The organism is Pseudoalteromonas sp. SIMBA_162 (genome assembly GCF_046535955.1).
In the GTDB taxonomy this organism is placed as follows: Bacteria; Pseudomonadota; Gammaproteobacteria; order Enterobacterales; family Alteromonadaceae; genus Pseudoalteromonas; species Pseudoalteromonas marina.
This window is the reverse complement of record NZ_JAWJBQ010000002.1, coordinates 164,632-191,445: the sequence shown is the minus strand read 5'-3', so window position 1 is coordinate 191,445 and position 26,814 is coordinate 164,632. Positions and strand designations below refer to the sequence as shown.

The following is a 26,814-nucleotide window of genomic DNA, read 5'->3' as shown; positions in this document are numbered from 1 at the left end:
AAAATAACAAAATTTTTACAAGATGCAAATTATTTTATTATTAATTTGCTCTTTTTTTACTCACCCATTGATTTATAGGGTAATTTTTTTGTTAAATAATTATCAAATTAATTAGTAACTACGTTATTTTGCTCTAAAGCTGATGCTGATGGGTCACGTAAATAATTAAATAGCATAGCCAAAAATAGAATAACTGCAAAACCAGTTGCTAAGTAAAAACCGTAACGCACATGACCAAAGTAATCACTGATCATGCCCATTAAAAGTGGGGCTAATGCTGCTGACAATGCGGTAAAAAATAATATAACGCCGGCTACAGCACCATGTTGTTGAACAGGGAAACAGGAAATGCCCTTAGAGTTTAAAGTAGGGTAAACCATTGACATAAATAAACCTGAAAGTGGAAGCAATCCCACAGCCCAATCTACACCGCCAATTAATGTGCCTACATAACATAGTGCTATGCCAAGGCTTAGGTAGGTCATTACGCCTTGCCAGCTAAAGCGATTTAGTAACCATACCGCTATAAAACGACCCGCCGCGCGAAGTATAAAGAATATGGTTAATGCGTAGGTTGCAAGTAATGGCCATGAACCAGTGTAATCTTGTAATAGTGTTGGCATCCATACATAAATAGCCACTTCGGTTGCAACGTATAGTGCGATAGCCATTGAAAAGCCCAGTGCATAAGGGTTTTTAATCATTTTCATGGTGGTGGCAAGTGAAGCGGGTTTTTCGGTTGTTTTTACAACTGGCGGATAATCTGCGCGCCACGCCAGAAGCGCAAGGATCAAACACATAACACCAGCAATAATGTAAAGGTATGTCCAGCTAACATTTTGAACGAGTAAAACACCTACCAGTGCAGGACCAACAATAGCACCTATTCCAAAAAAGCCTTCTACCTTGTTCATTGTTTTGGTGTGTTCTTCGTTACTGTGTGAAATATCACCCAATAAAGCTAATGCACCTGTTTTAAATAAACCGATTGCCAAACCAATACAGCAAAGAAGTACCAAGAAAAAATTAAAACTAGAACTTACTGCAAATAAAAAACAACTCGCAGAAAAAATGAGTAACCCCAGCATAATGGTTTGCTTTCGTCCAAGGCTGTCGGCTAAAAAGCCTAAAAATAGTCCACTAAAAGCAATTAAAGCCATTGGCGCATAATGAAAGGCACTGGCTTGGGTCATACTTAAGCCAAAGTCTTTTATAAGCTCAGGGATGATCATGCCGACTGCATCAGAGGTCATGGCAAACATAAAAAACATCATGTATGTGAGCCAGCGTATTTGTCGCAACGGATCGCTGCTTACTTGTGTGTGTGGTTTTGTCATTTTATTTAATCCTCGTTAAATGCAGACTAATACGCGCTAAGTCAGTTAGTTACTTAGTGAAGTATTATTCATGCAACGATATTTGTATGTAAAATTTTTAAAAATTACTTGTAAATTCTCACTCTCTAGTTAAAGATATATCTTAATCGATTAAGATTCAACATGGTAATCACACAATGATGCAAAACAAAGTTCAATTGATCACATATGCTGATCGAATCACTGGCCAAGACATTAATGCACTCACTACACTTTTAAATGGATCTTTAAAAGGCGTATTTGGCGGTGTGCATTTGTTGCCATTTTATAACCCAATTGACGGCAGTGATGCTGGCTTTGACCCAATAGACCATAGTGAAGTAGATTCAAGAATAGGTTCTTGGGAGGACATCAAAGCGCTTGGTAACAACCATGATTTAATGGCTGACTTAATTGTTAACCATGTTTCGGCGCAATCTTTTCAGTTTCAGGATGTGCTTGCTAAAGGTAAAGCCTCTGAATTTTGGGATTTGTTTTTAACCAAAGAAGACGTATTTCCAAATGGCATGAGCGACGCAGAGCAAAAAGCAATTTATCGTCCTCGCCCTGGTAGTTGTTTTACACCAATGAAATGTGGTGATGGCGAAACGTACGATTTTTGGACTACGTTTACCGATAACCAAATTGACATTAATGTAAAGGTAGAGGCTGGCGTTGCGTATTTAAATAATGTACTCACCAAGTTCTCTGCTAACAATGTAAATATTATTCGCTTAGATGCAGCGGGTTATGCTATTAAGCAAGCGGGCACTAACTGTTTTATGCTAGATGAAACGTTTGGTTACTTAGATAACTTATCTAAGCAAGCAAATGAATTAGGTATGGAAACAATTGCTGAAATACACAGCCATTATCAAACTCAGGTTGAAGTGGCTAAACGCGTAAACATGGTTTATGACTTTGCACTGCCGCCGCTTATTTTACATAGCTTGTTTAATAACGACGTTGATGCACTTTTAAAGTGGCTAAAAATATCACCACGTAACTGTTTAACTGTACTCGATACACATGACGGCATTGGTATTATTGATGCTGGGCCAATGGGCGACAAACCAGGTTTATTAAACGCTGAGCAAATTGATAACCTTGTTGAAACAATGCATGCAAACAGTAATAACGAAAGCCGACAAGCAACTGGGGCTGCAGCCAGTAATGTTGATTTGTACCAAGTTAACTGTACTTATTACAACGCATTGGGGGCTAAAGATTTTGATTATTTATTGTCTCGCGCCATTCAGTTTTTTGCACCAGGTGTTCCACAAGTTTACTACGGTGGTTTATTTGCATGCGAAAACGACATGGAGCTTTTAGCTAAAACAAATGTTGGCCGTGATATTAACCGCCCATATTTAAATGCAGATAAAATAAGCAAATCACTTGATAAGCCCGTTGTAAAAGGTTTAATTGAACTGATTAAAATCCGAAATGAACACCCAGCGTTTTCTGGGGAGTTTTCAGCGCAAGGTGAAGGCAGTATGTGTTGTTTAACATGGCAACTTGGTGAGCAATCTATTTCATTAAGTGTTGATTTTGAAGCAAGAACCGCCCTTATAACGCAAGTAAATGGTGATGAAGAAACATCGATAAGTTTAGATTCTTTATTGTAAGAATAGAGTTTTGCTTAACAAAAAGCCAAGCTAGTTAGCTTGGCTTTTTTATTAACTGCTGGCACCAATGTCGAGTTCGTAGCTGACTTCTTGTATTTTGTTTTCTTTAGAAATAAATAAGTTTGCAGCAATTACGCCTTTTTCTTCACTGTTTTGATGAATAGTACTTAACCTAGGCACGAACCGTGCTGCTTCATCAATCCCATCAAATCCAACAATACGTAGGTCTTTTCCAATTTTTATACCTTGCTTGATTGCCTCTCGCATTGTGGCGAGTGCAATTAAATCACTCATACAGATAATAACGTTAGGGCGAGGTGAAGCTGATAATACTTCTTTTGCAGCTATATTAGCAAAGCGCTCACTGCTTTCAGGTATGTTCCAAATACGATCGTCAGCAACACTGATATTTGCCTCAACTAATGCACGTTGATAGCCACGTAAACGCTGATGAGAAATTGACTCTCCGGTTTGAAACTCGTGATGTTCATAAACGCGGCATAATACGTTTTCATCGAGAAGTCTTAGCCCTAGAATGGCGACTTTATCGTTTATATTGTGCAAAACATGCTTGGCAATTTCGTAGCTAGCTTGTTCGTTATTAATGTTAACCGACGCATTGCGATTAATGTCAAAATCGACTGTGACGACATGTTTTGGCGTTGTTTTAAGTTGCTCTACTAATGCGTGGTTACGAGGACGACCGTAGCAAATAAAGCCATCTACAAAATCAACAACACTATTGAGGTTATTGTTACTACCAGAGAACAATAAAACGTTAATATTGTTTTTTTCGAGTACAGAAGTCACGCCACGCATAAAGCTGCTGGCAACTGGGTCTGATACCATGTATTCAACGCTGTCGGGCAGCACCAAGGCGACAATGTTAAATGTACCGTTTCTTAATGATTGCGCTGCTTTATTTGGGCCAAAGTAACCAAGCTCTTTGCAGGCTTTGAGTATCGCTTCTCGGCGTTTTTCTGAGAGCTGATCTGGTCGATTAAATGCATTAGATACCGTTGCATTAGACACACCTAACTCTTTAGCAATACTTTTTAGGGTCCATCGAATTTGTTTACTCATTAACTACTCTTTGCCGTAAAACTACATTACACAAATTAACATATTGAGCTGTTTAACATAATAAAAAATTTGGGTTTTATCGTTAATTTTTTTAGTTATGAGATTGCTGTATTTAAATTAAAAACGATTAGTAACGCAATTAATTTATACCTATGCAAAAAAAGTATTTTTATAATATTTGCGGCGCCAGTACATGAACGGGTTAAATTATTTTTACCCGATAATAATGTTAAAAAAGTTACTAATTTATAACTATGTGATGAAATTTTGTTATATATTATGGTTTTAGGTTATAAATAACTTCAGTATGCTCTTGTAATAATAAGCTTGATTTTTAAACAAACTGTTGTAATCTAAATCAGGTACACCAAAATCATTACCATGGAGAGAACAATGAGAATAGCTAAAATTTTACCTTTAATTATAGCGTCGGCCTTATCAGCTAATTTGGCTTATGCAAATACAGACCAGGATACAGACGCACTTCCTTTGTGTGAAACTGCTGAATGTACATCGGATTTCAAAAAGCTCAGAAATTTTGCCATTAACGGTAGTAGCGAAGCTGCTAGCTTACTTGCCATTGCTTATGCAAACGGTGAAGGCGTAAGCCAAGACGACGCATATGCCAGAAAGTTTATGTTAAGAGCTATTAAGTGGAAAGACCCTTTTGCTATCCATCAGGCTTCGCGTTGGTATAGAACAGGGCACATTTTTGATAAAAATGTAGCAAGAGCTGATGAGTTATTAAACCGAGTTGTTGATAGAGGTTTTCCGCCAGCTTTGGTTGATAGGGCGAAACAGTTGTTTGCTGAAAATAATAAAAATTCAGACAAATTAGCATTCGATCTGCTAATTAAGGCAAAAGAGTCAACTTATTTGCCAGCTTATGAGCTGTTAGCTGTTTTTTATGAACATGGTATAGGTACTGAAGCTAGTTTGTATCAGTCAGCTAAAATGCATAAAACGCTTGCTATTCGTGGTCATGAAGGTGCGCAAGAAAAATTAGATAAATTAGTTGCAATAATTGAACAGCAAAATATAAACATTGACGGTTTAAAGGTAAGTCAAGACATTGAGCGTTTAGATCCTGTATTATTGGACGTCCATTCAGAAATTAAAGATTTGATTGCCAAACTAAAGACTACGGATTATGACGGTAGAAGCACTGTTTCTAGAATACAAGGTCAGGTATGTTCAGATGCGGGCAATGGTTGTTATATACAATTTAATAGAAACTCTCCAGGTATGATACCTAATGTTGTTACAGGGACAATTAAAGGTCGCTTTTTAGGTCAATAGGCCTTGACCGTTTGAAAAAGGAGAGCGTATGCTCTCCTTTTTTTGTATTTAAGTAATTTTACTTAATTCTATTTTGCAATCTGCTTTAGGTTATATTTGCTTATTGCTAGTGTTGTATTTTTTAAGTTTTTGTAGTCATCTTTTTAGTTATTTTCCCAACTAACTTCTTACTGCCCAGTTTATTTTCAAGGATGTTTATTGTTATGGAAGTTGTCTCAATGCTTGCGCAGTTTAGCCTTTTTATGCGAGTGATGCGTTAGCGTGCTCGGCAAGTACCAATCCTGAGCAAGTAGTGCAAGCGCAATTAGAGGCTTATAACGCACGAAATATAGCGCTATTTGTAAGCTGTCACTCGGCCGATATAAAAATTAAAAATAGCCAAGAAGGCGCTCCTGACATTATTGGGCAAGAAAGCTTAATCAAAGCGTATCAGTTTTTAAAAACAGCGCCAAAATCATTTAAAGTGATTCTTGAAAATCGAATTGTGAATGGGCCTGTGGTTGTTGATTATGAGCGGTTAATTAGGCTTGGTGACGGTAGAGATGATATGTTTGCCGTTACGGTGTATGAAGTGCGTAATGGCAAAATTGTTAGCGTATGGTTCCCACCAACTAAATAAAAACAGCTTGCTTAAAACACCTTGAGTAGAGGCCTACAGCAAGGTGTTTTAATGTTACCACTTAAGCATATTTTCAATAACCTTTAGCTTATCGTTATAGCTTTTAATGCCAGAAGCATGTAGTAACGCAACCGCACTAAACGAGGCTAGGTTAACTAACTGCTTATGTTGGCTTGTCATTAACTGACTGAAAATTTGGTACACCTTAGTGGGTTTAAACTGCTTGGGGCGTTTAATTTGCCATTGATCAATACCTTCTTTTGGTAATAAACATGGAACATGGCCAGGATATGCTTGCCAAGGCGAATCTAGGGCTTCGGGGAATGCATAGCGTAAAAAATCATGATAAAAGCGATGCTTTCTTACTTGTGACGTTGGTTGCGACAAAACATGTCGAAGTACTTTCCAGGAATAAAAGGGCAGGCAAAAATCCATTTGATACTCGTCCACTTTATCGAATGGAATGGCTAAATGGTGATGCTGATCGTTAAGTAATAAAAACAGATAGTAAGCTTTTTCAAGAGGAATATCTCCAAACTCTTTTAATGACGTTACGATATTAGCTTTTAGTCTGGCTTGCATTTTATCAGCGTTATGGATTATTGATTTGGGGATATAAGCAAATTGTTGCGATAAATAAGCGTCAGCAAGGTGCTCAGGTTCTTGTGTTAAAGCCGCTTCGTAAACTTCATCTGAGTAGTAAATAACACCCAGCCCAACACTTCCACCATTGCCAGACCATGCTAAACGAGGACGTGTTACTTTAGGGTGGTCTGGATGTTTGCCGTTTAACCAATGCTCGCCTAGTCTGTCTTCAATTGTTTTTGCCTGCGTATCGTTAACACGAATAACATCAAGCTCAATTTTCTGGCTTTTTGCGAACGCTGTTGCGCAGTATAAGTCTTGTGTTTGGTGCTGTGAAAAATTAAGGGCGGTGATGTTTACATTTTGTCTTTTAAGTAAACACGCAATCAACCTTGAGTCTAATCCACCCGATAGCGTAGTGAGCACGTGATTATCGTTATCAATATATTTGTTTACATTGTTAGATAGGTCTTGCTTTAAGCTATGCAGTGTTTTTTCGTAATTATCATTATTTTTAGTAAGGCTGCTCCAGTCAAAATACTGTGTTTTAGTAACCCCGTTAGATGATGCTTCTAGGCGAGTTCCTGGGCGAATACACGAAATTTCGTTGTAATGGGTATGCTCAAATAGGTAATACCCAAGTGTTGCATATTCCATCATTCCTTCGTAATTACAGGTAAGTGGTAACCCTAAGTTTTTGAGTAAGCTATATTGGGTACTAAAAATAAAAGCACCTTCATAATACATATAGTAAAAAGGGCGAACCCCAAGGGAATCGGTAACTAAGTTTAATACATTCGTAACCTTGTTATACCGTGCCATACAAAAAACACCTTCACATTCTGTAAGCATTGCATTGGTATAATGTGAGTTTAGGGTGTTTAAATCATTATTTCGGTTCGCGCTTAAAAGTGGGTGACCAACCAGTGTTGCAATATGCGAATCTGTTTGCAAAAAAGCATGTGGGCCAAAGGTTTCATAATCTAAACTAGCTAAGTAAAGAGCCTGTTCATGTACTTCGTTTATTGTGCCACTGTTTACTTTAGCATCTTCGGCTTTAAATTTATTAATAATAAAATCATGATGTTGAGTTAGCCCAGATGCACAATAAATTCCAAAAAATTTCGCCATAACCCGTACCTGTAAGTCGTTTTGTTATTAATTAGGTATCAAGGTTTGTACCAAGATTAATTAATACTTTGCTAGAGATTCGCAGTACTAATTGAATTTGACTTTTTAGGTACAAATTAATTGCCTCAAAACAAAAAACTATATAACTTATTAAAGTGAATACATTTTATAAAAGTAAATTTATCAATCAGCAGGAAAGCCGGATGAACAATAAAATACTCAAATCATCTACTGCTACGTACCAAAGTGGTGTGGTAAAAGCCGATGGTAAACTTTATGTAACGCAAGGTGAGGTTCGTTTTGAGCCATACAATGAAAGTGCTGGTTTAGGACCTTATACTTTGACACGCAGCGCAATCGTAAAAATTGAAAAGTCAGTAGGTACAGGTGCTGGCATTTTACCACTAACAAGCGATGCAATAACAATCACATTAGAAAATGAAGATACTTATGATTTTATTATAGCAAACCCTGATGAATGGATTCATTTACTCAAGCATTAAATGATTAGGGTCTGTTGACCTTTAGGTTAAATTTGCATCAGTCTGTTTGGTATCATGCAATGTCTCTATTGGACATAATAAAAGAGCAACCCGAAATATTTAAAGCTGTAGCTGCGGGCATGGCTTTATCACTTAAAAGTGGTGATTCATTTTATTTAGAACGAGAGACTAATACGCTAAATATCCTACCAGAAGAGCCGTTAGTGAGTGACTTTAAAACCAAGGTGTTTGTTATAGTGCCGCCGCAATGCGCTAGTGCTTGTTTAGATGCGCTTGATAAGTTTAAGCTTTTTGAAAATACCACGTTGTTTGGTGCACCCAGTAGCGCTGACTCGATGTATATGGAGGTACGTTTAGCCGATTTACCTTCAGGCTTAGGTAAAGTTGTAGTGCCAAATAAAGTATATGTAAATAGAGCGCGAGGGGCAGGTGATTTTTACAAGCCAGATATTGTGTATAACGGCGTTGATTGGACAACGAATATACTATTAGAGCAGATTAAGCGCATCCCATAGCTTAAAAATAAAAAGACCCCCAGGCATTGGATTGTCCAACTATTGGGGGTCACTCCACTTTAGATCGGTTTTTATTTGGTATTTATTTAAGTTTAGTTACCCATTGAGTATCTAAAACCAAATGCATAACGCGGTCCGTATTGTGCAGCACTTAAGAACTGGCTTTCAAAACGACTGAACGAACGCTCTGTCTCGTTTGTTAAATTAACGCCTTCAAAGAATACGGTAGTGCTTTCATTCACTTCGTAGTTAACGCTAATGTCCCACTGTAAATATTCTTCTGCATATTGTGGAGGAGCCGTAGCACCCGAATCTGGTAGGCCTTGCGCAATTAGGTATTCATCACGCCATGCACCAGTAATTTTAACTGATAAGCCATCTTTTTCGTAAAAACCTTGTAGATTGGCAGAATCACTCAGACCAGCTAATACAGCTTGAGATGCAAGGTAATAGTTGTCGTACTCTACATCACCGTCAACAATAGTGGCATTAAAACCAGCGCCAAAACCTGACTCGCCGAATAAGTGCTGTATCGCAAACTCAACACCATTTACTTTACGAGAACCTACGTTTTCTGGTGAGTTGATTGTCCACTCTATTAATGGATCAGTTGCTGAGTCAGGAAGTACACGGTTGTTTTCGCCAATTCCTACGCCATTTGCCACAATCTCATTATAGATAGCAGAGTCAGTTGCCTGCTCGCCACGTCCTTCAATTGCGGTTACTGCATTATTCCAGCGTTGACCTAAATAAACATCATGCAGGCCTTCAAACGTGGTTGTTACTTGCGTGTTATCAATCCAATTATCTACATCTTTCCAGAACATACCCACTGCAGCGTAGCTACCTTCATTGTAGTAATATTCAAGGCTAAGATCGAAGTTTGTTGATTTAAACGGTTGTAAATTTGGGTTACCACGGCTACCGCTTCTTGAATTTAACTTAGGTGACGGTGTTAAGCTTAAGTTGCCAAGCATGTCGCCAAGGGTAGGGCGTGTGATTGTTTGGCCCCAAGATACACGTGACACTAAGTTATCAGAAAGGTCGACTTTTACATCTATCATAGGTAGAAGAAGATCGTAATTACCTTTGTAATCAACCTCAACTAATTCGCCGCCACTGGCAAATTCAGTTAGCCACTCAGAACCACCTGCCCAATATACTTGCTGAGCAACACGGCTTTTAGCTGGGCTTACGATGTCAGTTTCTTCGTAGCGAAGGCCTAAATTTACAAAAACATCGTAGTCGCTAACGTTAAACACCCAATTTGTAGACAGGTAAACACTGATTGTTTCTTCTTCTACTTTGTTGGTTGGGAAGCCATCAAAGGTGCCTATTTGGTAAACATCACTGCCTATTACGTCTTCAGTTAAAAAAGCGCTTTGGCGAGCAAATGCTTCATCAAGATCATAAGTGTAAGCATAGCCTGGCGCTACACCGTTAGGACCAAATGAAAACTCGTCAAGAAAGCCACTTAAATCAACTCGCTCGAACATACTATCTGGGAATATCTCAGCAAATGTACCGTTATTAAAGCCTGGTGCATTGGCATTATTAGAGCCACCCCAGCCACTAAGTGTTTGCTTAGTGTATGCAGCACCAAACTTTACTGTTTCTAAGCCAATGTCAGTGTAAGTAAATAGTTTACCGTCTAGTTGTACTTGAGATACTTCTGATTCACCGGGTGTTCTTGTAAATATACTAAAGTTAGAGCCAATTTGGTTTGGGTCAACTTCTTGCGTGCCGTTATTCCAATTTACATTAAAACCAGGTACGTCACCTTCACGGAAAGAGTACTCTTTAGTTGAAATGTCTGCCGAGCCTAAAATGATTCGTGCGTTAGCGCCTAAGCCAGGATCTTTACCATTATCGGTCGTTGTTTTAGATGTGTGAGCATCAAAGTTAAAGCTCAGGTTTTCGGTTGCTAACCACTCAACGTTAATACCTGTTGCTTTTGAATCTACTTCTGATGTTTCACGAAATGCAGTAAAGGATGCATCGTCACCTGCAGAGTTGTAATAAACAGCTGTACCATTTTCATCAAGTTCATAAGCATTGGCATTACCACCAAACGATCCGTTCCAAATACCCCAAGACAATGAGTTATTCCCGGTCGTTGCTTGTGAAATCGTATGATCAAGCGTAAAAGTTAGGTTATCTGTTGGTGCAAACTGAAATGTTGCTTGCGCATTTAAGCGCTCACGTTGAATGTCATCTTTTGCAAAACTAACTTCTTGCGGAAAGAAAGCGGCTGAAACAAATTCACCATTTTCCCCAGCGTTTGGGTCAAAGAATTGTTTAGCCGGGTTACCTTCAGCATCCATTGGGCGGTTATCAATAATATTAGCTGCATCAACCGAGAGATTTGGATTAACTAACCAAGAGCGAACATTTGCTGCTTGTCGTTGAAAATCACGACGATGATATGAAAAGTTAGCCGACACACCAAAACGCTCGTCATCAAAGGTATTACTGTAGATACCTGCAATTTCAGGTGTTACTTTATCGCCTTCTTCTACAGATGTATCGTGAATACCTTTAGCCATAAAAGAAAAGCGCTCACCAGGCTTTTGTAATGGTTTTGCGGTAACAATATTTACAGTTGCACCCAATCCACCGGTTGGTGAATCAGCGCGTGCAGTTTTCATTACTTCAAGTGAACTTACACCTTCTGATGATAAGTTTTCAAAGTTAAATGAGCGTGTAAAACCTGTTCCCGCCATTTGGCGACCATTAAGTGTTACCAAGTTAAACGATGGACCAAAACCACGAACAGTAATTTGGCTACCTTCACCGTTTGATCGGCTGACAGATACGCCAGTAATTCGTTGTAATGATTCTGCTAAGTTTGTATCTGGGAACTTACCCATTTCTTCAGCTGAGATGGCGTCAACTACACCAGAAGCATCTCGTTTTACATCCATTGAACGGATTAATGATCCGCGAATACCTTTTACTTCAATGATTTCTAGTTCAGGTTCAGCAGTATTTTCTTCTGCTGCATAGGCTAAATTAAATGTACTTGCAGCGATGATAAGTGACACAGAAGCTGCTAACTGGCTCTTTTTAAAAGTGAATGTGTTCATAATTGCTCTGCTTTTCTAAATTTATTACAGTTAGTGGGTGCCTATTTAAAGGCACCTACCATTCAATGGTTGTTCTACGGGTTTGCGATAATTACGTTATCGATACGATAAACCGCGCCTTCACCCGTACTCCATGCTGGGAAAACCATTAACACGTTGATATCACTGATGTCTAAACCGGCGTCAAAAAGTGATTGCAATGTAAATGTGTACGTTTGCCATTGACCAATAACCGGTACTTGACCTTCAACACTTTCTGCAAGAGGAAGCTCCACTGCAGACGCAGCGCCAGTTGATTCAATTTTAAATAACCATTGAGCGTCTGTTGCGTTAGGTGGAGTTACCATTTTCATTTCAAATTGTACAACCCCATTTGCAAGGATAGACGAGGCATCAAAAGAAACACCTTCATCGGCTAAAAAGCCCATAACAGTTGGCGCTGAGCCAATTACAAATTCAGCAACGGTACCGTGATCGCTATCGTCTGTTTCCTCAGTAGGTGTTGAACCACCACAACAATCCCATATGCTCCATTGCTCTGCAGCAGTATCTTGGAATATTGTAATTTCACTTCCTGCAGTAGATGCTGCACTTGGGTCATAAATTTTAGCGTTATCTACACGGTAAACTGCGCCTTCACCGGTTCCCCATGCTGGGAAAATCATAACAACATCTATCGCGCTAACATCTAAACCTGCACCTGCTAGGTCGGCTAAGGTGTAAGTGTAAGTTTTCCATTCACCTGCAACTGGCGCGTCACCTGCGTCTGTTAACGGAAGCTCTACCGCTGAGTCACCCTCATTAGATTCAATTTTCATTAACCAAGTTGAGTCAGGGTTGTTAGGGTTTGACATTACTTTTAGTTCAAACTGCAGAACGCCATTTTCTAAAATACTAGTCGCATCGAATGGTGTGCCGCTTCCGCCTGCAGAAGTGCGTGTGTTAAAGCCCATTACTGTAGGTGCTTCACCAATGCTAAACTCTGCAGTTAAACCGTGTTCTTCGTCGTCTAATGCTTCAACTGGTGTTGAACCACCACAGCAATCCCACATTGGCCAATCTAAACTTTGTCCGTTGTCGAATAATACAACCTCAGGAGAAGCACCCAAGTCACCTTCAATTGCTACATTAGTAATAAGGTACTCAGCACCTTCACCTGTTTGCCATGCCGGGAATACCATAAGCACATCAATTGCGCTTAAATCTAAGCCTTTTTCTTGAAGTAGTGATAATGGGAAGGTATATGTTTGCCATTGACCAGTTACAGGTGTTACACCTTCATTGCTTTCACTTAATGGTACGTCGCCTGTATTTGGGCCACCGTCACCTGCTTCTGCTTTAAGTATCCATGTAGTATCCGACGTTGGAGGCGTTACCACTTTCATGTCAAACGTTAAACGGCCGTTTACTTCAAGTAATGGAGATGCATCAAATGGAGACGATGTTCCTGTAAAGTCGTCTGGAAAGTGACCGCCGCGCGTAGAGAAGCCAAGCACAGTTCCGTTGTTATCGTTTATATTAAATTTAACTGCGTCACCTTTGTCTGCATCAGTAATAATCTCTGGTACAGTGCCGCCACAACAATCCCATGCAATCCAGTTAGCGTCTAGGCTACCGTTAAATACATCAAGGTTTCGGGCTACGCCGTCGCTTGGTGGAGTAGGTACAGGTGCTGCACCTTCTACAAGTGCGTCGTCTAGGCTGTCGTAACCTGGGCGAACTGTTTCACAGCCTTTGCCTGTGCTTGGGTCTGATGCACATTCGTATACTCGAACGTAATCAATTTCAAAGCTTTGGCCTTGTGCAAATGCGTCTGCATCAATACCTAGGTTGTTAACGTTTTCAGGCCAATCTCCACCCACTGCATGGTTTAATATAAGGTAGAAATCTTTATCGAAAGGGGCGTTATCCCAATGTGTTGTAAGTTCGCCGCTTCCTTGTTCAAAGTATTCCGCAAACCAGCCTTTGTGCTTAAGGCCAACAGCTTCGTCTTTTGAATTGTAACGAACTTCAGAACGACGTTGTGTAGCGTAAAGGTAATCATCTACATACCAGCGGATTTCACCTTCTTGCCACTCAATAGCGTAAGTATGAAAATCATCAGCTGGGTTCATATCTTCAGGTAACAAATAAGCCTTACCTGAGCTAGCGTTATTTGGCCACTCACGACCGTAATGAAGAGTACCGTGCACGTAAGATTCAATAGTGCCATCTTCAGCGGCTACTTTTAGATTTACAGCTTCTAAAATATCAATTTCACCAGAACGTGGCCAAGTGCCATACTCTTCATCAGTTGGCATCATCCAAAATGCAGGCCAGCTACCCTGACCAGACGGTAATTTTGCGCGCATTTCAAAGCGGCCGTATGTAAAGTCTGCGTTGTAACGGGTATTTAAGCGGGCTGATGTGTAAGGTTTAGCTGCGCCTTCTTCTGCAGGGAGTGCGACTATGTTCAGCATGCCGTCTTTGATAAAGGCATTTTCTTCGTTATCGGTATAACATTGCTTTTCGTTGTTACCACCACCAACACAGTTTAATTCAAAGTTCCATTTGTTTGTATCAATGCTAGTGCCGTCAAATTCGTCATTCCATACCATGCGCCAGTCTGAGACTGGCTCTGAAGAATTAACGACTTCTGTATTTGTGTTTGTTGTTGCAGCGTCACCACCACAGCCGGCCAAAGACGCTAATGAAATAGCTGCCAGAAGGCGTGTAATGCGTGTTGTTTCAATGTTCATAACTGAACCCCGTTCAACTGATAATTGTCAGAATATGTGTTTAAGTTTAGTTGATTTTATAGCTTTTATACTTTCTGTAAGCGCTTACATTTGCGTGTGTAATTGTAAGCGCTTACAAATAGTATTGTCCAGTTGTGATTTGGTCAACATATTTGTCTAAATTATTTACAATTAATTTACTGTTTAACGAATAAATAGTAGTTCTAAAATCATTAAACTGCATAATTTTGTTTAATGATTTTATTTTTTAAAAGAATAGTTGTTACTTATTTTTAAATGGCATGATTAACAATGCCCAAAGAGACGCATTTTGTTTTTGGCTTGGGTATTCTTTTAAGCCTATATCTATGTCGTTATCGGTTTTTTGCGCTTCATTTTTGTAACTACCAAACAGTTTATCCCACCAAATAACGCTAAATCCATAGTTTGAATTGGTTTCGTTCACGCGTTGGCTATGGTGAATACGGTGCAGTATTTGGGTCATTAATATGAGCCGAAGTGGCTTTTCTATTGCATTTGGCAAGCGAATATTCGCATGGTTAAACAGAGCTAATCCATTAAGTGCTATTTCAAATATTAATACTGCAATAGCGGGTACCCCTAAAGCGGTAACGGCAATCAATTTTATAACTATGCTGAGTACAATTTCGATAGGGTGAAAACGCAAACCTGTGCTGGTATCTACATGGGCATCGGCGTGGTGCACACGGTGCAAGCGCCACAAAATAGGCACTTGATGAAACAGCCGGTGCTGCCAATAAATAAGTATATCAAGTAGTAATATGCTTAAAATAATAGCAACACTACTTGGTGTGGCTATTTGATTAAATAAACCGATACCGTGCTCTTGATTATAAAGCGCTACGGCAGTTAAACCTATTGGCACACTTAAGCGCGCAATTAATGATGAAGCAAACACCAGTCCAAAATTAGCCAACCACCGGGTGGTACTTTTTATCGGCGATTTACGGGCAGGCATACGCGATTCTAGCAGCATCATAATAGCCAAAATGCTAAAAAAGAACCCTAATCGCCACCAAATTTCATTACTCATTGGCTTGTTTAACCTCATCGGCTTCTTGGCGTTTAAGCGTGTTATAACCACCATGTATACGTGTAAAAATAGTAATAGCGCACGCAGTGGCAAAAATACTCGCCATTATGGCAAAGTGCTGCGGCCAAATACAAAAGGCAATAAACAGCGCTATGGTTTCTGTGCCTTCGGTTAAACCATTTAAATAGTAAAAGCTTTTGTATTTGAATTGAGGTTTTTCGAGCTTAAATTTTTCAGCGGCTATGGCGAAGGCTAAAAAGCTTGACCCTGTGCCTATAAAGGTGGCCAGTAATATGCTACCTGCAATGGCGTTTTGCTCGGGGTTTGCCAAAATAAAACCTAGCGGAATTGCCGCGTAAAATAAAAAATCGAGGGTAATATCTAAAAAACCGCCAGCGCTTGAACTTAAATTTGCATGGCGTGCCAATGCGCCATCTAGCCCATCTAAAATACGATTTAAAGCAATAGCTGTTAACGCTGCGTACCACATTTCAAACGCAATTAATGGTACAGCTAATAGCCCTATTAAAAAACCAACCACAGTGAGTTGGTCGGGCGTTATACCACGCTTGTGCATTAACGCCACAACAGGGGTTAACAGTGGCTTTATTACCGGGGTTATGTATTTGTCTAACATGCTTAGTGCCTTGTGCTTTTTGTGCGTGTATTTATTTGGCTAAATTTAAGGTGATCAGTTTGCCGTTTGCGGCTTCTGCATCGCTATGATCGTGGGTGACCATAATAGCGGGCAGTTTATGCTCACGTATTTGGCTAAATACCAGCTCGCGGGTATCTACTCTTAATTGGGTGTCGAGCTTGCTAAAGGGCTCATCAAGTAAAATCGCTTTTGGCTCGCTTAATAGCATACGCAATAAAGCAACGCGGGCTTGTTGCCCCCCAGAGAGGTTGTCGGGGTGGCGATTAGCCATGCCTTTTAATCCAACTTGTTCAAGGGCGTGCTCTATTTTTTCAAGGCGCTGTTTTTTATTGCCTTTAGGCATGGCAAAGGCAATGTTACCGCTTACCGACAAATGCGAAAATAATAACGCATCTTGATAAAGCACGCCTATGTGGCGTAAATGTGCGGGTAAGTTATTAATATTTTCGCCGTTAAGCCACACTTCGCCATTTGCTCTAAAACCACTGGGTAATGTGCCGGTAAGCCAATTTAATAAACTTGATTTACCACTGCCTGATGGCCCCATAATAGTAAGTATTTCGCCGCCTTTTACCTGCTCGTTTAAGCTTAGTAATTGCTCGTGTTGACGATAAAGCTCACAATTTTTAATCTCTAAAGATGACTGCATTAAAAACCTTTTAATTTATGGGTTAGCGATGTGCGCTTTTAAAAAAGTACTTAGGTAAAACCCACGCCAGTATAAAGCCAATGAGTGGTAATGCCATTTGCATAATGGCATACACTGCACTGGTGCGCCTACTTGCGCCATTTGCAAGGGTAACCGCTTCGGTTGTAATTGTTGCAATGCGCCCGCCACCGGCTAAAAGAGTCGGTAAATATTGGCCAAAACTAATGGCCAAACCAAGTGCGGCCGCAATTAAAATAGGGGCAAATAACTGGGGTAATTTTACTTGTAAAAACACTTTGCAGGGTGTTGCGCCAAGGCTTGCTGCTACATGAGCAAAGCGAGGGTCTAATCGCCTATAACTGCTCGCAAGCGATAAAAACACATACGGCAGTACAAACAATAAATGGGTAAATACCACATTAAAAAACGCGGCTTGGTTATTTACTAGTTGTTGCAGCCACACTAGGCCAAATAAAAACGCAACACTTGGTACAAGCAACGGTAAATAAATAATTAAGCTGGTAAAGCGCGACATGGGTTTTGCACTTAATTGCTCTGACTCTAAGCACAAAAGGGTAATAATAATGGCAAATAACGAAGTAATTAGCCCTATAGCAAGGGTATTAAAAAGCGGGCTTTGCATTTGCATTAGCGCACTTTTAAAGTGAAGTAGCGTGAGCTGCTCGGGCAAAGCCGACGGAAAACGCCAAAATCCGGCAACCGACCACATAATTAAGCCAATTAACGAGAGCAAAATAAAGCCAATCACAAATACTGTTAATACGGTTGTTATTTTTTGCCAATAAACGCCGCCATATTCTCGCTCGCCATTGGTGAGTAAGTCACTAAATAATGCTTTTATCACTTTTTCGCCGCCAAGCCAAAGCGCTAGCAAACCGCCAGTAAGTACAAGCTGCAATAACGCCCCCGCAGAGGCTTTAATACGCAGGTTTAAATCTACATCGTTAAACCAGTGCATAATAGCTACAGCCAATGTGGGTGGTGTATTTGGACCCAAAATAAGTGGCATTTCTACACTTGCACTGGCATAAGCCAATACGGCTAAAATGGGTAGGCGCAGTAATGGGTAAAGGCTTGGTAGTACCACTTTAAAAAAAGCAGTCATAGGGCAGTAGCCTAAATTAAGCGCTACTTTATGTTGTTGGCGCAGTTTTTTGCCAAGCTCAGGTTGGGCAAGCACACCTAGCGCCATTAACAGTAAAAAAGGCAGCTCTTTAAGGGTTAAGCCTAAAATTATACTAATACCAAACGCGTCATGCGGAAACATGCCGTTAGGCGCAAGTTCCCACCCACTAAACCAAGGCGATACTAAACGCGAGATCATGCCCGAAGGAGCAATTAAAAAACCAACCGCAATAGCAGCTGCTGCGTGGGGAATTACCAGTATTGGGCTCAGTAAACGCTGAATACGGTTAAGCCACGGGCTATTAAAAAATGCCGCTAAAATCATTAACGTAATGATAAAGGCAAGCAAGGTACTTATTAATCCGGTGCCAACACTTAGCATAACCATGTGTGTTAGGCCGGGTGTTTGCATAAGCATAGTAAAGCCATGTAGGCCTAGTGTTGTTTGCTCAAGTACTGGCGCATAGCCAAAAGCGGGGAGTAGCACGCTAATTAGGCCGCCTATTACCGGCAAAATTAGTAATGCCAGTAAAAAGCGTGGACTTAATTTAACTAATTTACTGAACATATCGGCGCTTTTATGTGGTTTAAGCGTTGGGCTTGCTGCTAACTTATTTGAAACAACACTCATTGGCTTATTCCAAAACGTGTTTGCCAACCTTGCATAATAGCGTTTACCCAGCTTGGGTGTGGCTCACTTAGCGTGCGTTTAATACTATTCAAAGGCAGCGCGCTTGGATGCGGCTGAGTTGTTTTAAATAAGGCTTGTTGCTGTGGTGTTAGCGTTGACTGAATAAGTACACTTTTATCGCCCCATATAGGCGCTTTTTGTTTTTGAGCTTGCGCCTCTGGGCTTAATAAAAAATTAGCCACTAACTGCGCACTTTGCTGGTGGCTTGCATTATAAGGTATGGCTACAAAGTGGGTGTTACTTAAACTGCCATCTTGCATTGCATAACTGCGAATACTTTTAGGTAAATCATAACGTTTAACGGCGGCGGGCACTTCTGGTGCTGAAAACGTAAACGCTATGCTTAGCTCGGTGTCGCCTACTAAACGGCGCATTTGTGCACCACTTTGCATAAAATGGCTGCCATCGCGCCAAAGTGTTGGGTGCAGTTTATTTAAAAAGTCCCATAATGGGTTTAATACTTGGGCTGTGTTTTGTGCAGTAGCAGGCTGATTTAACTGCGCTTTAAGTGTATCATCACTTTGTTGATGTAGCATAACAAGCGCGTATTTTAAAAAGCTCATGCCTAAAAAGTCAGGCGGTTTGGGGTAGCTAAATCGCCCTGGGTTTTGTGCGCTCCAGCTAAGTAATTGGTTAAGAGTTGTTGGTAGTGTGTTATTTGCAGTGCCGTCAATTGCTAAACTGTCGTAGTAAAAGGTGAGTGAAGCTTGGCCCCAAGGTGCTTCCATCCCGTTGGTGGGTATTCCAAAATCAAAATTAACAGCGGGGTTATTGTCAGGGTCGGTGTAGCTAAAATTAGGCAGCTTATTAGCCCATTGTTTAAGTAATAATGAGTGCTCGCTCATGGTGGCAAAGTTAGCACCGTTTATCCAAATTAAATCTACGCTGCCTTTATCGTTATTGTTTGCTGCTTTTTCGGCAAGTACGCGGCTTACCGCTTCGCTGGTATCACTTAGTTTAACGTGTACTAAGTTAATGTTGTATTTGGTTTTTACTTGCTGTGCGGCCCATTGAATATACGCATTTATTTGCGCATCTCCACCCCATGCATAAAAATATACGCTTTGGTCTTTGCCTAAGCTTTCAACTTGCTGCCAACGGCTTTGTAATTGTGTACTTGCTAGGCTTTTAAAGCTAATAACAAGGCAAATGCAAAACGCGACACAGCAAAAGCTGTATCGCGATAATGTTTGCCAAAATTTATTGGCGAGCATTTAAATCCCAGTTGTAGTCTAAAAATTTAACTTTCATGTCGTTATTTTTAAGCGCTTTTTGCTGAGCGGGTATCAGTTTTAGTGCTTTAGGGTATTGCATAAAAAACTGTTGCAGCGTATTCGCACCTTTAAAGCCTTGTTCAAAATCATCGCCGTACCACTTAAATATTGAAGACACACTTAGCGTGTTATCTTGCGCTATATTGCGGGTCATGTCTGATAAAAAACGTACCGTTTGCGCTTGCAATTGGCTTTCTAAATCAGTGGCTGTGTAGGCTTCTTCACGTAGTGCTGGGCAGCCAATACTTGCGCAATTTACAGCAAAGTGAATACGTGGGTCGTTGTATTTACCACTGCCACGTATTAAACCATGTTCTATATCATCAAGGCTGCGAGTTTTACCAAGTAATGGTACAAACTCTTTGCTCCATGGTGAGCTAAAAAAGCTGCCTAAATCTTTAATTGACTTAAGATCTGGGTATTTTGTTAATATAAGCTCAACAGTAAAGGCGTTATATGCGTTAATTAAAAACGCCAGCTGCTTAGGTTTTTCCCATTTATCAAACTCATTTTGCGTAACAGCCGATAGCGAATCTAAATAGGTTTTAAGCTCGCTGTGCTTAGCTTTTATTGCTGCGTAATCAACCTCAGTGCTGTGGCCATGGTTTATAGCCACAACATGGTTGTTTAATAATGTATTCCAGCCCTCGTGCATATTTTGAGCTTTGCTTGCAAACGATGTTGCAAGCAAAGCAGACCCTAACAATAGCGCTTTTAAAGGTGTTTTAAACATATTAGCCTCTGCGCCATGTGTGGTATTTTTCAAGCATGTTAAGTACTTTTTCAGGTGCGTGAGCGCGTTTCCACTCGCCTGCTGCGTACTTGTTACCTTCAGCCCACGTGGGGTAGCTGTGAATAGTGCCTAGTATTTTGTTAAGGCCTAAACCGTGTTTCATTGCTAGTACAAACTCAGCTATTAAATCGCCAGCGTGCTCAGATACCACTGTAACACCGAGTATTTTGTCTTTGCCCTTTGGTGTAATTACTTTAATAAAGCCTTTGGTGGCGCTGTCGGTAATGGCGCGGTCTAGCTCTTCAAATTCAAAGCGAGTGATTTCATAGTCTATGCCTTTATCAATAGCGTCTTGCTCGTTTAAGCCAACACGTGCTACTTCTGGGTCAATAAACGTAGTCCACGGAATAACACGGTAATCTACTTTAAACTTTTTAAGATTACCAAATAAGCCATTTACTGCGGCGTACCAGCCCTGATGAGCGGCTACGTGCGTAAACTGATACGGACCTACAATATCGCCAGCGGCAAAAATGTTAGGGTAAAGCGTTTCAAGGTATTCGTTAGTGACTACAGTACGATTAGTTTCAATACCGAGTTCTTCAAGGCCGTAACCTTTAAGGCGAGCGCTTCGGCCCACAGCACATAGTAGCTCATCGTATTCAATATCGATTTCGGTATCGTTATGTTTTACCACAATGAATTTTTTACCGTCGCGCGCTTCACAGCGCAGTGCTTGATGCGAGGTTAAAATGTTTACGCCGCTTTCTGTTAGCGCTTCGTGAGCAAATTTAGACACCTCTAGGTCTTCTTTGATCATGATGCGTTCGCTCATCTCAATTTGCGTAACGCTTGATCCTAAACGAGCAAAACTTTGTGCAAGTTCGCACCCAATTGGACCACCGCCAAGTACAACAAGCTTTTTAGGGGCTTCTTCAAGCTCAGCAAACTTAGTCCATAACGTATCGCTTGTTACATAGCCTGTTTCTTCAATACCCGGTAATGGCGGTACAAATGGGCGTGCGCCAGTGGCAATAACAATAGTACGGGCTGTTAATGTTTGTGTGCCGCCATCGTTAAGCTTAATTTCTACAGTCCACGGGTCTAATAATTTACCGTAGCCTTTAACCACATCTACACCAAGGTTTGTGTATCGTTCAACGCTATCATGTGGTGCTATGTCGGCAATTACTTTGTGTACACGTGCCATTACTTTTTTAAACGAAAACTGCGGTGTGGCGTTTTCTAAGCCGTAGTGTTCACCGTGGCGAATTTGCTCGGCAATTTTAGCACTTTTAATAACGGCTTTACTTGGCACACACCCGTAGTTTAAACAATCGCCGCCCATTTCGCCGGCTTCAATTAGCGTTACTTTGGCTTTAACCGCTGCTGCAATATAGCTTGTCACTAAACCGCCAGCACCTGCGCCAATAACAATCATGTTACGGTCAAACTTTTTAGGTTTAGTATAATTTTTGTATACGCGACGTTTTTTAAACACGTTTAGGATTCCTTTAGCAATAAAAGGGAACACACCCAATAAAGCGAACGATAAAATAAGATCGAGCGATAAAATGCCAGATAAGCTCTCAATTTGCGCAAGTTGCGTACCCGCGTTTACAAATACAAAAGTACCCGCGAGCATACCTACCTGACTTACCCAGTAGAAGGTCCACGATTTAATTGCAGTAACACCCATTAGTAAGTTAATTAAAAAGAACGGGAATACGGGTACTAAACGAAGGGTAAATAAGTAAAACCCACCTTCTTTTTCAACGCCTGCGTCAATAGCGTCTAAGCGCTCAGGAAAACGTTGTTTAATTGTATCGCGCAGTAAGTAACGCGATACTAAAAAGGCAAGCGTAGCACCTACCGTAGAGGCAAACGAGGCAACCAATAAGCCTTCAACTAAGCCAAATAAGGCACCTGCGGCCAGTGTCAATATAGCCGCACCCGGTAAAGAGAGAGCCGTTACTACCACATAAAGTAAAAAGAAGCCGCCAATAACAAGCAGCGGCGACTGTGCTTTGTACTGATCAAATTGATCCATTGACCCTTTTAAGCCATCAAGTGTTAGTAACTGGTGTAAATTAAAATGAAAGAACGCGCCAATAGCAGCGGCGGCAATCACTATTAATAATAATTTTTTTATCATGTTCTCTCTCTTAATTAGGGCCTATTACCCTTTTTGGATTGCACTAGGTAAATCCTTTGGGCTGCGCCTGTTTAGCAGTAATTTTACTTTAAAACGCCTATGAGTGATGACCACACCACATAGGCTTTACCTCGTTTTATAAGAAGCAAATTTATGTACATTTAACCTTTAAAGCTAAATATTCATAAATTTTAAAACTTATGGGTCAGAGTCAGCTTGGCATTTATTGGCAATTCAGGGAATGCCAAGGTTGCGCCAAAGTAGCCGCCTTCAAAAACAGGACGCCAATTTTTTTGGTTTGTGATGTTATTTACATCTAAACGTAACTTAGTACTAGGCGTAAATGCATAGCTAGTATTTACGTTTAGCGTGTACTGATCACGAATTTTAACTGTTTGTAAAAAGTCTAATGGGTAACTCTTTGTATATAGACCTGAAAAACCAGTTTGCCATTTCGAGGTAATTGAATAATTACCATTAAAACTAAACGATTGCTCTGGAATACCTTGTACTTGACTGTTTGACGGTGCAAATGGTGTAAAGCTTGGCGCGCCAACGCCCGTACCAGCAATAATGTCTGGGCGTGAGTTATCAAACGCATCAGCGACTTGAGCGGAATCTTGGCTGCTTGCAGAGTTATCGTAGCGGGCATCTATGTAGCTGTAGCCCGCACTTAGCCAATAAGGGTAAGCATCGTAAAATACTTGGCTTTCAAAGCCCGTGGTACGAATACCCGTATTGCTGCCATCGCGATTACGCAAGCTGCGGCGTTGACTAAATACAGCGCCATCGGCATACCAATCACTGTCGATTGGGGCGTATTTTAAACCAAATTCTACGAGTGTGTTTTCTGTTGCAAAGTTTTGTGCACTAATCACGTTGCCGCCACCCAGCACATTACCGCCAGCCATACTGTTTGATGTGGCCTCGTTATAACTTGCAGCACCGTAGCCTGTGAAATCAGCGTTTAGTTTGTAATTAAAGCTTACCTGACCTGACTGAAGTGTGTCGTTAATGCTATCACTTGCTGCAGTTTGGCCTTGTGGTGCAATAGGATCACGTGCTTCTACATCATAATAATCTACTCGGTAACCTACGCTTGTATGAAGTTTATCTGTCCAATCTGAGTCTTGCTGAATAGCAAAACCTGTTTGCCATGAACGTGAGTCAGTGGTGTCTGACAGGTTAAAGTCGCCGCTACCATCGTTATCTATATCGTACTGTGCACCAGGTGATACGAACACACCCGGGCGAAGCTCAACCAAACGTGCCTTTTGTGCGTCTGTTAAAGGAATGCGGCGATTTGATAATGGGCCAGTTAAATCAATAGGTAAGTCGGCCTCTGTGGTGAACTGGCTGTAACCAAGCACTTTGTTATAGCGTACGTCAAAAGCAAAAATAGTTTGTTGTTCGTCGTTCCAACTATACGTTAGTTCTGTTCGATTTTGCGCCGTGTCGGCGCCGTCAATAATTTCAACAAAGCTATTTTGGGCAATCTCTTCACGCTGTAAATGTTGAAAGTAGGTGATGTTTTTAAGTGAGGCATTTGCACTTAGCTCACGTTTATAAATACTGTGAATTAAATAAGTTGTAGCTTCGTTTTGGTTATCAGGGTCAGTAAGTACAGTGCTGCGATCAATGTTTACTTGCCCAGTAGGCGACACAATCGAACCCGCCGCCGGTACTGTACTGCCATTTGCTTGCACGCCTTGGCCAGTAATATAAAGGCCATCATCAATTAAAGCTTGGGTAGGGCGGTTAATACCGGCGTTGTCGGTAAATTCGACTTGGTATAGCTCAAAGTTAATATCCCAAGTGCTTTTATCGTCTGGCAAAATGCTTAGTGCTGCAAATAAACTGTCGCTTTTAGTACCTGAATAATCGTAATAGCTGCCATGGTCAAGATGTTCATAGCTTACTCTAAACCCGACTTTGTCTTTAATAATTGGCGCAGTGTAATCTATTTGCGCACTGTATTGGTCCCAACGACCGGCCGATAAACTCGCTTTGCCTTTACTTTCGTCCGTTGACGCTACTTTTGACTGTAAGTTAACAAATCCACCGTTGCGTTGGCTTGAACCAAACAAAACCGGCGGTGCGCCTTTTACTACATCTATTTGTTCGACAGAATTGAACGATAACGGCACGCCAAACCCATTGTTACCTGCTTGACGACGTGTACCATCTTGAAAAAGCTCACCCAATTGACCGCGAATAGTAGGTAAACTTGGCGCGCCAAAGCCACTTGCAGAGTATGTGTTTGGGCTTACTGCTAATACATCTTGTAAAGTAGTAATGTTAAGCTGTTCTATAAGTTCGCTTGAAATAGGCGTAACTGAGCGTGCTATGTCTTGAAGTGCTAAGTTATCACCAAAAGGACCGTCAATTGTTTCATTTTTAACAGAAAGTCCTTGAGACTTTATAACTTGACCAGCCACTTCTATGTGTTCAATCGAATCTTTTGCTTGCGTTTTTTCAGCTGCAAAAGCAACAAGGGGAGTGTTTAATATGGTGGCTAACGATAGTGCTAAGTATGCGTGTTTCAAGGGGTGTCTCTCTAGTGTAATTAGTTATTGGCGATAAAGACCGAAAGGAATAAAAATATCTTTCAATTAAAGTAAAACTTTTTTAATTTTTAGAATGGATGCGTGCAAATTATTCTTATTATAGTCTTAAGCTTTAAATGTTGTTGAATACCTACTTGGATTAAATCTAAATAGTTTGAAATTAATCATACCTTATACGGTCTTGTTCTGTTCTTGGTTTATTTATATATTTTTAAAGGAAATTTTATGACGGATTCTTTAAGTAGTGATGTTCAAAATCGTTTGCAGTGGTCACTTTTATCTTTGCGTGTAGGTGTGTTTATTGTAATGGTTATGTGGACGTTCGATAAGTTTGTAAACCCTGGACATAGCGCACGTATTTTTGAGCATTTTTATGGGATTAGTGGCTCTACAGATATGGTGGCTTACATTATTGGCGCGGTGCAGCTAGTACTTGTTTTAGCGTTTTTAGCGGGTATTAAAAAACGTATTACTTACGGTATTATTTTTATAATTCACGGCCTATCAACACTTTCATCTTACAATCAGTACATTGATGGCTTTAATAATTTATTATTTTTTGCAGCGTGGCCAATGTGGGCAGCGTGTTTTGCACTTTATTTATTACGGGATCAAGACGTAAAATATACTGTTAAATAAAACAGCCAAACAAAAAAGTGGTTATAAGCTAATTAGCTTATAACCAAAAGTACACAGGGAGGTGTATGAATTCTTACTTGTACGATTAATGCATTGCGTCGTTGTATTTGTCACCTAAGCGCTCTTTTTGCCCTTCAGACAGCGCTTTACCGGCTAGTTGAAATACTTCATGTTCTTCTTCATCTAAGTGATGATGCACTAAATGGTGTAGTTTTTTAGCTTCTACTAACCATGTTGATGAGCTCATTTCGGTGTCTTCAAGTTGTTCAATTAGTTCATCAATTTCATGATGCTCTGCAACACTGTGGCGTGCTTTTTCTTGCGTTAAATCTTCACAAATTAATGGATTATAAAAGTAGCGCTCTTCAAATTTTGCATGTTCTTCTAGCTCTGTTTTTAGCTCATCCATTAAGCTATGACGTTTTTTTGTGTCGCCCTTGGTTTGAATAAGCGCGTCAACTAGTTTGCGTTGTTTGTCATGGTCATTACGTAGTGCTTCAAAAATATTCATAAATCATCCTAATCAATTACATTGCTTAATAACTAATAAGCAAACGCAGTGCCAGATTTTAAGTTGTTGAAATTAATGCTTTTATAGGTTTTAGGCTATGTTTTTGGATTGTTTGTGTATTTTTTACAGACGAGAGGGTGAAATAATTTCTTACTTTTAATACGAGCTAATACTTCACGTGCAGCTATTTACAAT

Annotated in this window: 19 protein-coding genes and 1 pseudogene; 6 read left to right on the top strand and 14 right to left on the bottom strand. The window is 40.3% G+C overall.

Going from position 1 to position 26,814, the window contains the following annotated elements; genetic code table 11:
• Positions 1–107: 107 nt before the first annotated feature.
• The gene (locus R0J88_RS02475; RefSeq protein WP_006792636.1) at positions 108–1,337 is read right to left on the bottom strand and encodes an MFS transporter; all 1,230 of its coding nucleotides are present in this window, start codon (positions 1,335–1,337) and stop codon (positions 108–110) included.
• Between the two features lie 176 nt (positions 1,338–1,513).
• Between R0J88_RS02475 and gtfA the strand changes: the two genes are divergently transcribed.
• Positions 1,514–2,983: a sucrose phosphorylase gene (gene gtfA, locus R0J88_RS02470; protein ID WP_410898966.1), complete on the top strand. Its 1,470-nt coding sequence runs from the start codon at positions 1,514–1,516 to the stop codon at positions 2,981–2,983.
• 51 nt (positions 2,984–3,034) lie between these two features.
• On the opposite strand, the gene R0J88_RS02465 is transcribed toward gtfA, so the two are convergent.
• On the bottom strand, positions 3,035–4,066 hold the full coding sequence (locus R0J88_RS02465; protein ID WP_006792638.1) for a LacI family DNA-binding transcriptional regulator: 1,032 nt from the start codon (positions 4,064–4,066) through the stop codon (positions 3,035–3,037).
• A 393-nt stretch (positions 4,067–4,459) separates the two neighbouring features.
• Here R0J88_RS02465 and R0J88_RS02460 point away from each other — a divergent pair, with 393 nt between their 5' ends.
• Both R0J88_RS02460 and R0J88_RS02455 read left to right on the top strand, forming a co-directional pair.
• On the top strand, positions 4,460–5,365 hold the full coding sequence (locus R0J88_RS02460) for a tetratricopeptide repeat protein (protein ID WP_058429898.1): 906 nt from the start codon (positions 4,460–4,462) through the stop codon (positions 5,363–5,365).
• A 292-nt stretch (positions 5,366–5,657) separates the two neighbouring features.
• Entirely contained in the window at positions 5,658–5,984 is a 327-nt protein-coding gene (locus R0J88_RS02455) for a nuclear transport factor 2 family protein (RefSeq protein WP_410898965.1), read from the top strand.
• Between the two features lie 54 nt (positions 5,985–6,038).
• Here the strand turns inward: R0J88_RS02455 and R0J88_RS02450 are convergent, their stop codons facing one another.
• Positions 6,039–7,700 carry an asparagine synthase-related protein gene (locus R0J88_RS02450; protein ID WP_410898964.1) on the bottom strand — a complete coding sequence of 554 codons (1,662 nt, stop codon included), beginning with the start codon at positions 7,698–7,700 and terminating at the stop codon, positions 6,039–6,041.
• A gap of 203 nt (positions 7,701–7,903) precedes the next feature.
• On the opposite strand from R0J88_RS02450, the gene R0J88_RS02445 reads away from it, so the two are divergent.
• Positions 7,904–8,203, top strand: a complete 300-nt coding sequence (locus R0J88_RS02445; protein ID WP_410898963.1) for a hypothetical protein — start codon at positions 7,904–7,906, stop codon at positions 8,201–8,203.
• Positions 8,204–8,256: 53 nt separating this feature from the next.
• A pseudogene (locus R0J88_RS02440) lies at positions 8,257–8,718 on the top strand (peptidase); the annotation flags it as partial.
• Between the two features lie 92 nt (positions 8,719–8,810).
• Here R0J88_RS02440 and R0J88_RS02435 read toward each other — a convergent pair.
• The 10 genes from R0J88_RS02435 to R0J88_RS02390 all read right to left on the bottom strand — a co-directional run bounded on the left by R0J88_RS02435 (position 8,811) and on the right by R0J88_RS02390 (position 25,448).
• Entirely contained in the window at positions 8,811–11,804 is a 2,994-nt protein-coding gene (locus R0J88_RS02435; protein ID WP_276754835.1) for a TonB-dependent receptor, read from the bottom strand.
• A 74-nt stretch (positions 11,805–11,878) separates the two neighbouring features.
• Complete coding sequence (locus tag R0J88_RS02430; protein ID WP_410898962.1) at positions 11,879–14,542, bottom strand: family 16 glycosylhydrolase; 2,664 nt, start codon at positions 14,540–14,542, stop codon at positions 11,879–11,881.
• Between the two features lie 262 nt (positions 14,543–14,804).
• Complete coding sequence (locus tag R0J88_RS02425; RefSeq protein WP_410898961.1) at positions 14,805–15,596, bottom strand: sterol desaturase family protein; 792 nt, start codon at positions 15,594–15,596, stop codon at positions 14,805–14,807.
• Positions 15,589–16,233 (bottom strand): CDP-alcohol phosphatidyltransferase family protein, encoded by a 645-nt coding sequence (locus R0J88_RS02420; RefSeq protein ID WP_410898960.1) that lies wholly within the window; start codon positions 16,231–16,233, stop codon positions 15,589–15,591. The genes R0J88_RS02425 and R0J88_RS02420 overlap by 8 nt, the downstream gene beginning before the upstream one ends.
• Before the next feature lie 31 nt (positions 16,234–16,264).
• Positions 16,265–16,903 (bottom strand): ATP-binding cassette domain-containing protein, encoded by a 639-nt coding sequence (locus tag R0J88_RS02415; RefSeq protein ID WP_410898959.1) that lies wholly within the window; start codon positions 16,901–16,903, stop codon positions 16,265–16,267.
• 22 nt (positions 16,904–16,925) lie between these two features.
• Entirely contained in the window at positions 16,926–18,680 is a 1,755-nt protein-coding gene (locus R0J88_RS02410) for an ABC transporter permease (protein WP_410898958.1), read from the bottom strand.
• On the bottom strand, positions 18,677–19,954 hold the full coding sequence (locus tag R0J88_RS02405) for an ABC transporter substrate-binding protein (protein ID WP_410898957.1): 1,278 nt from the start codon (positions 19,952–19,954) through the stop codon (positions 18,677–18,679). The genes R0J88_RS02410 and R0J88_RS02405 overlap by 4 nt, the downstream gene beginning before the upstream one ends.
• The gene (locus tag R0J88_RS02400) at positions 19,941–20,747 is read right to left on the bottom strand and encodes a DUF547 domain-containing protein (protein ID WP_410898956.1); all 807 of its coding nucleotides are present in this window, start codon (positions 20,745–20,747) and stop codon (positions 19,941–19,943) included. Before R0J88_RS02400 ends, R0J88_RS02405 begins: the two co-directional genes overlap by 14 nt.
• Position 20,748: 1 nt before the next feature.
• Positions 20,749–22,902 (bottom strand): FAD-dependent oxidoreductase, encoded by a 2,154-nt coding sequence (locus R0J88_RS02395; RefSeq protein WP_410898955.1) that lies wholly within the window; start codon positions 22,900–22,902, stop codon positions 20,749–20,751.
• 191 nt (positions 22,903–23,093) lie between these two features.
• Positions 23,094–25,448, bottom strand: coding sequence for a TonB-dependent receptor (locus R0J88_RS02390; protein ID WP_410898954.1), 2,355 nt, complete (start codon positions 25,446–25,448; stop codon positions 23,094–23,096).
• Positions 25,449–25,694: 246 nt separating this feature from the next.
• On the opposite strand from R0J88_RS02390, the gene R0J88_RS02385 reads away from it, so the two are divergent.
• Entirely contained in the window at positions 25,695–26,108 is a 414-nt protein-coding gene (locus R0J88_RS02385; RefSeq protein ID WP_410898953.1) for a hypothetical protein, read from the top strand.
• Positions 26,109–26,193: 85 nt separating this feature from the next.
• Here the strand turns inward: R0J88_RS02385 and R0J88_RS02380 are convergent, their stop codons facing one another.
• Positions 26,194–26,619 (bottom strand): hemerythrin domain-containing protein, encoded by a 426-nt coding sequence (locus R0J88_RS02380; RefSeq protein WP_410898952.1) that lies wholly within the window; start codon positions 26,617–26,619, stop codon positions 26,194–26,196.
• Positions 26,620–26,814: the final 195 nt, after the last annotated feature.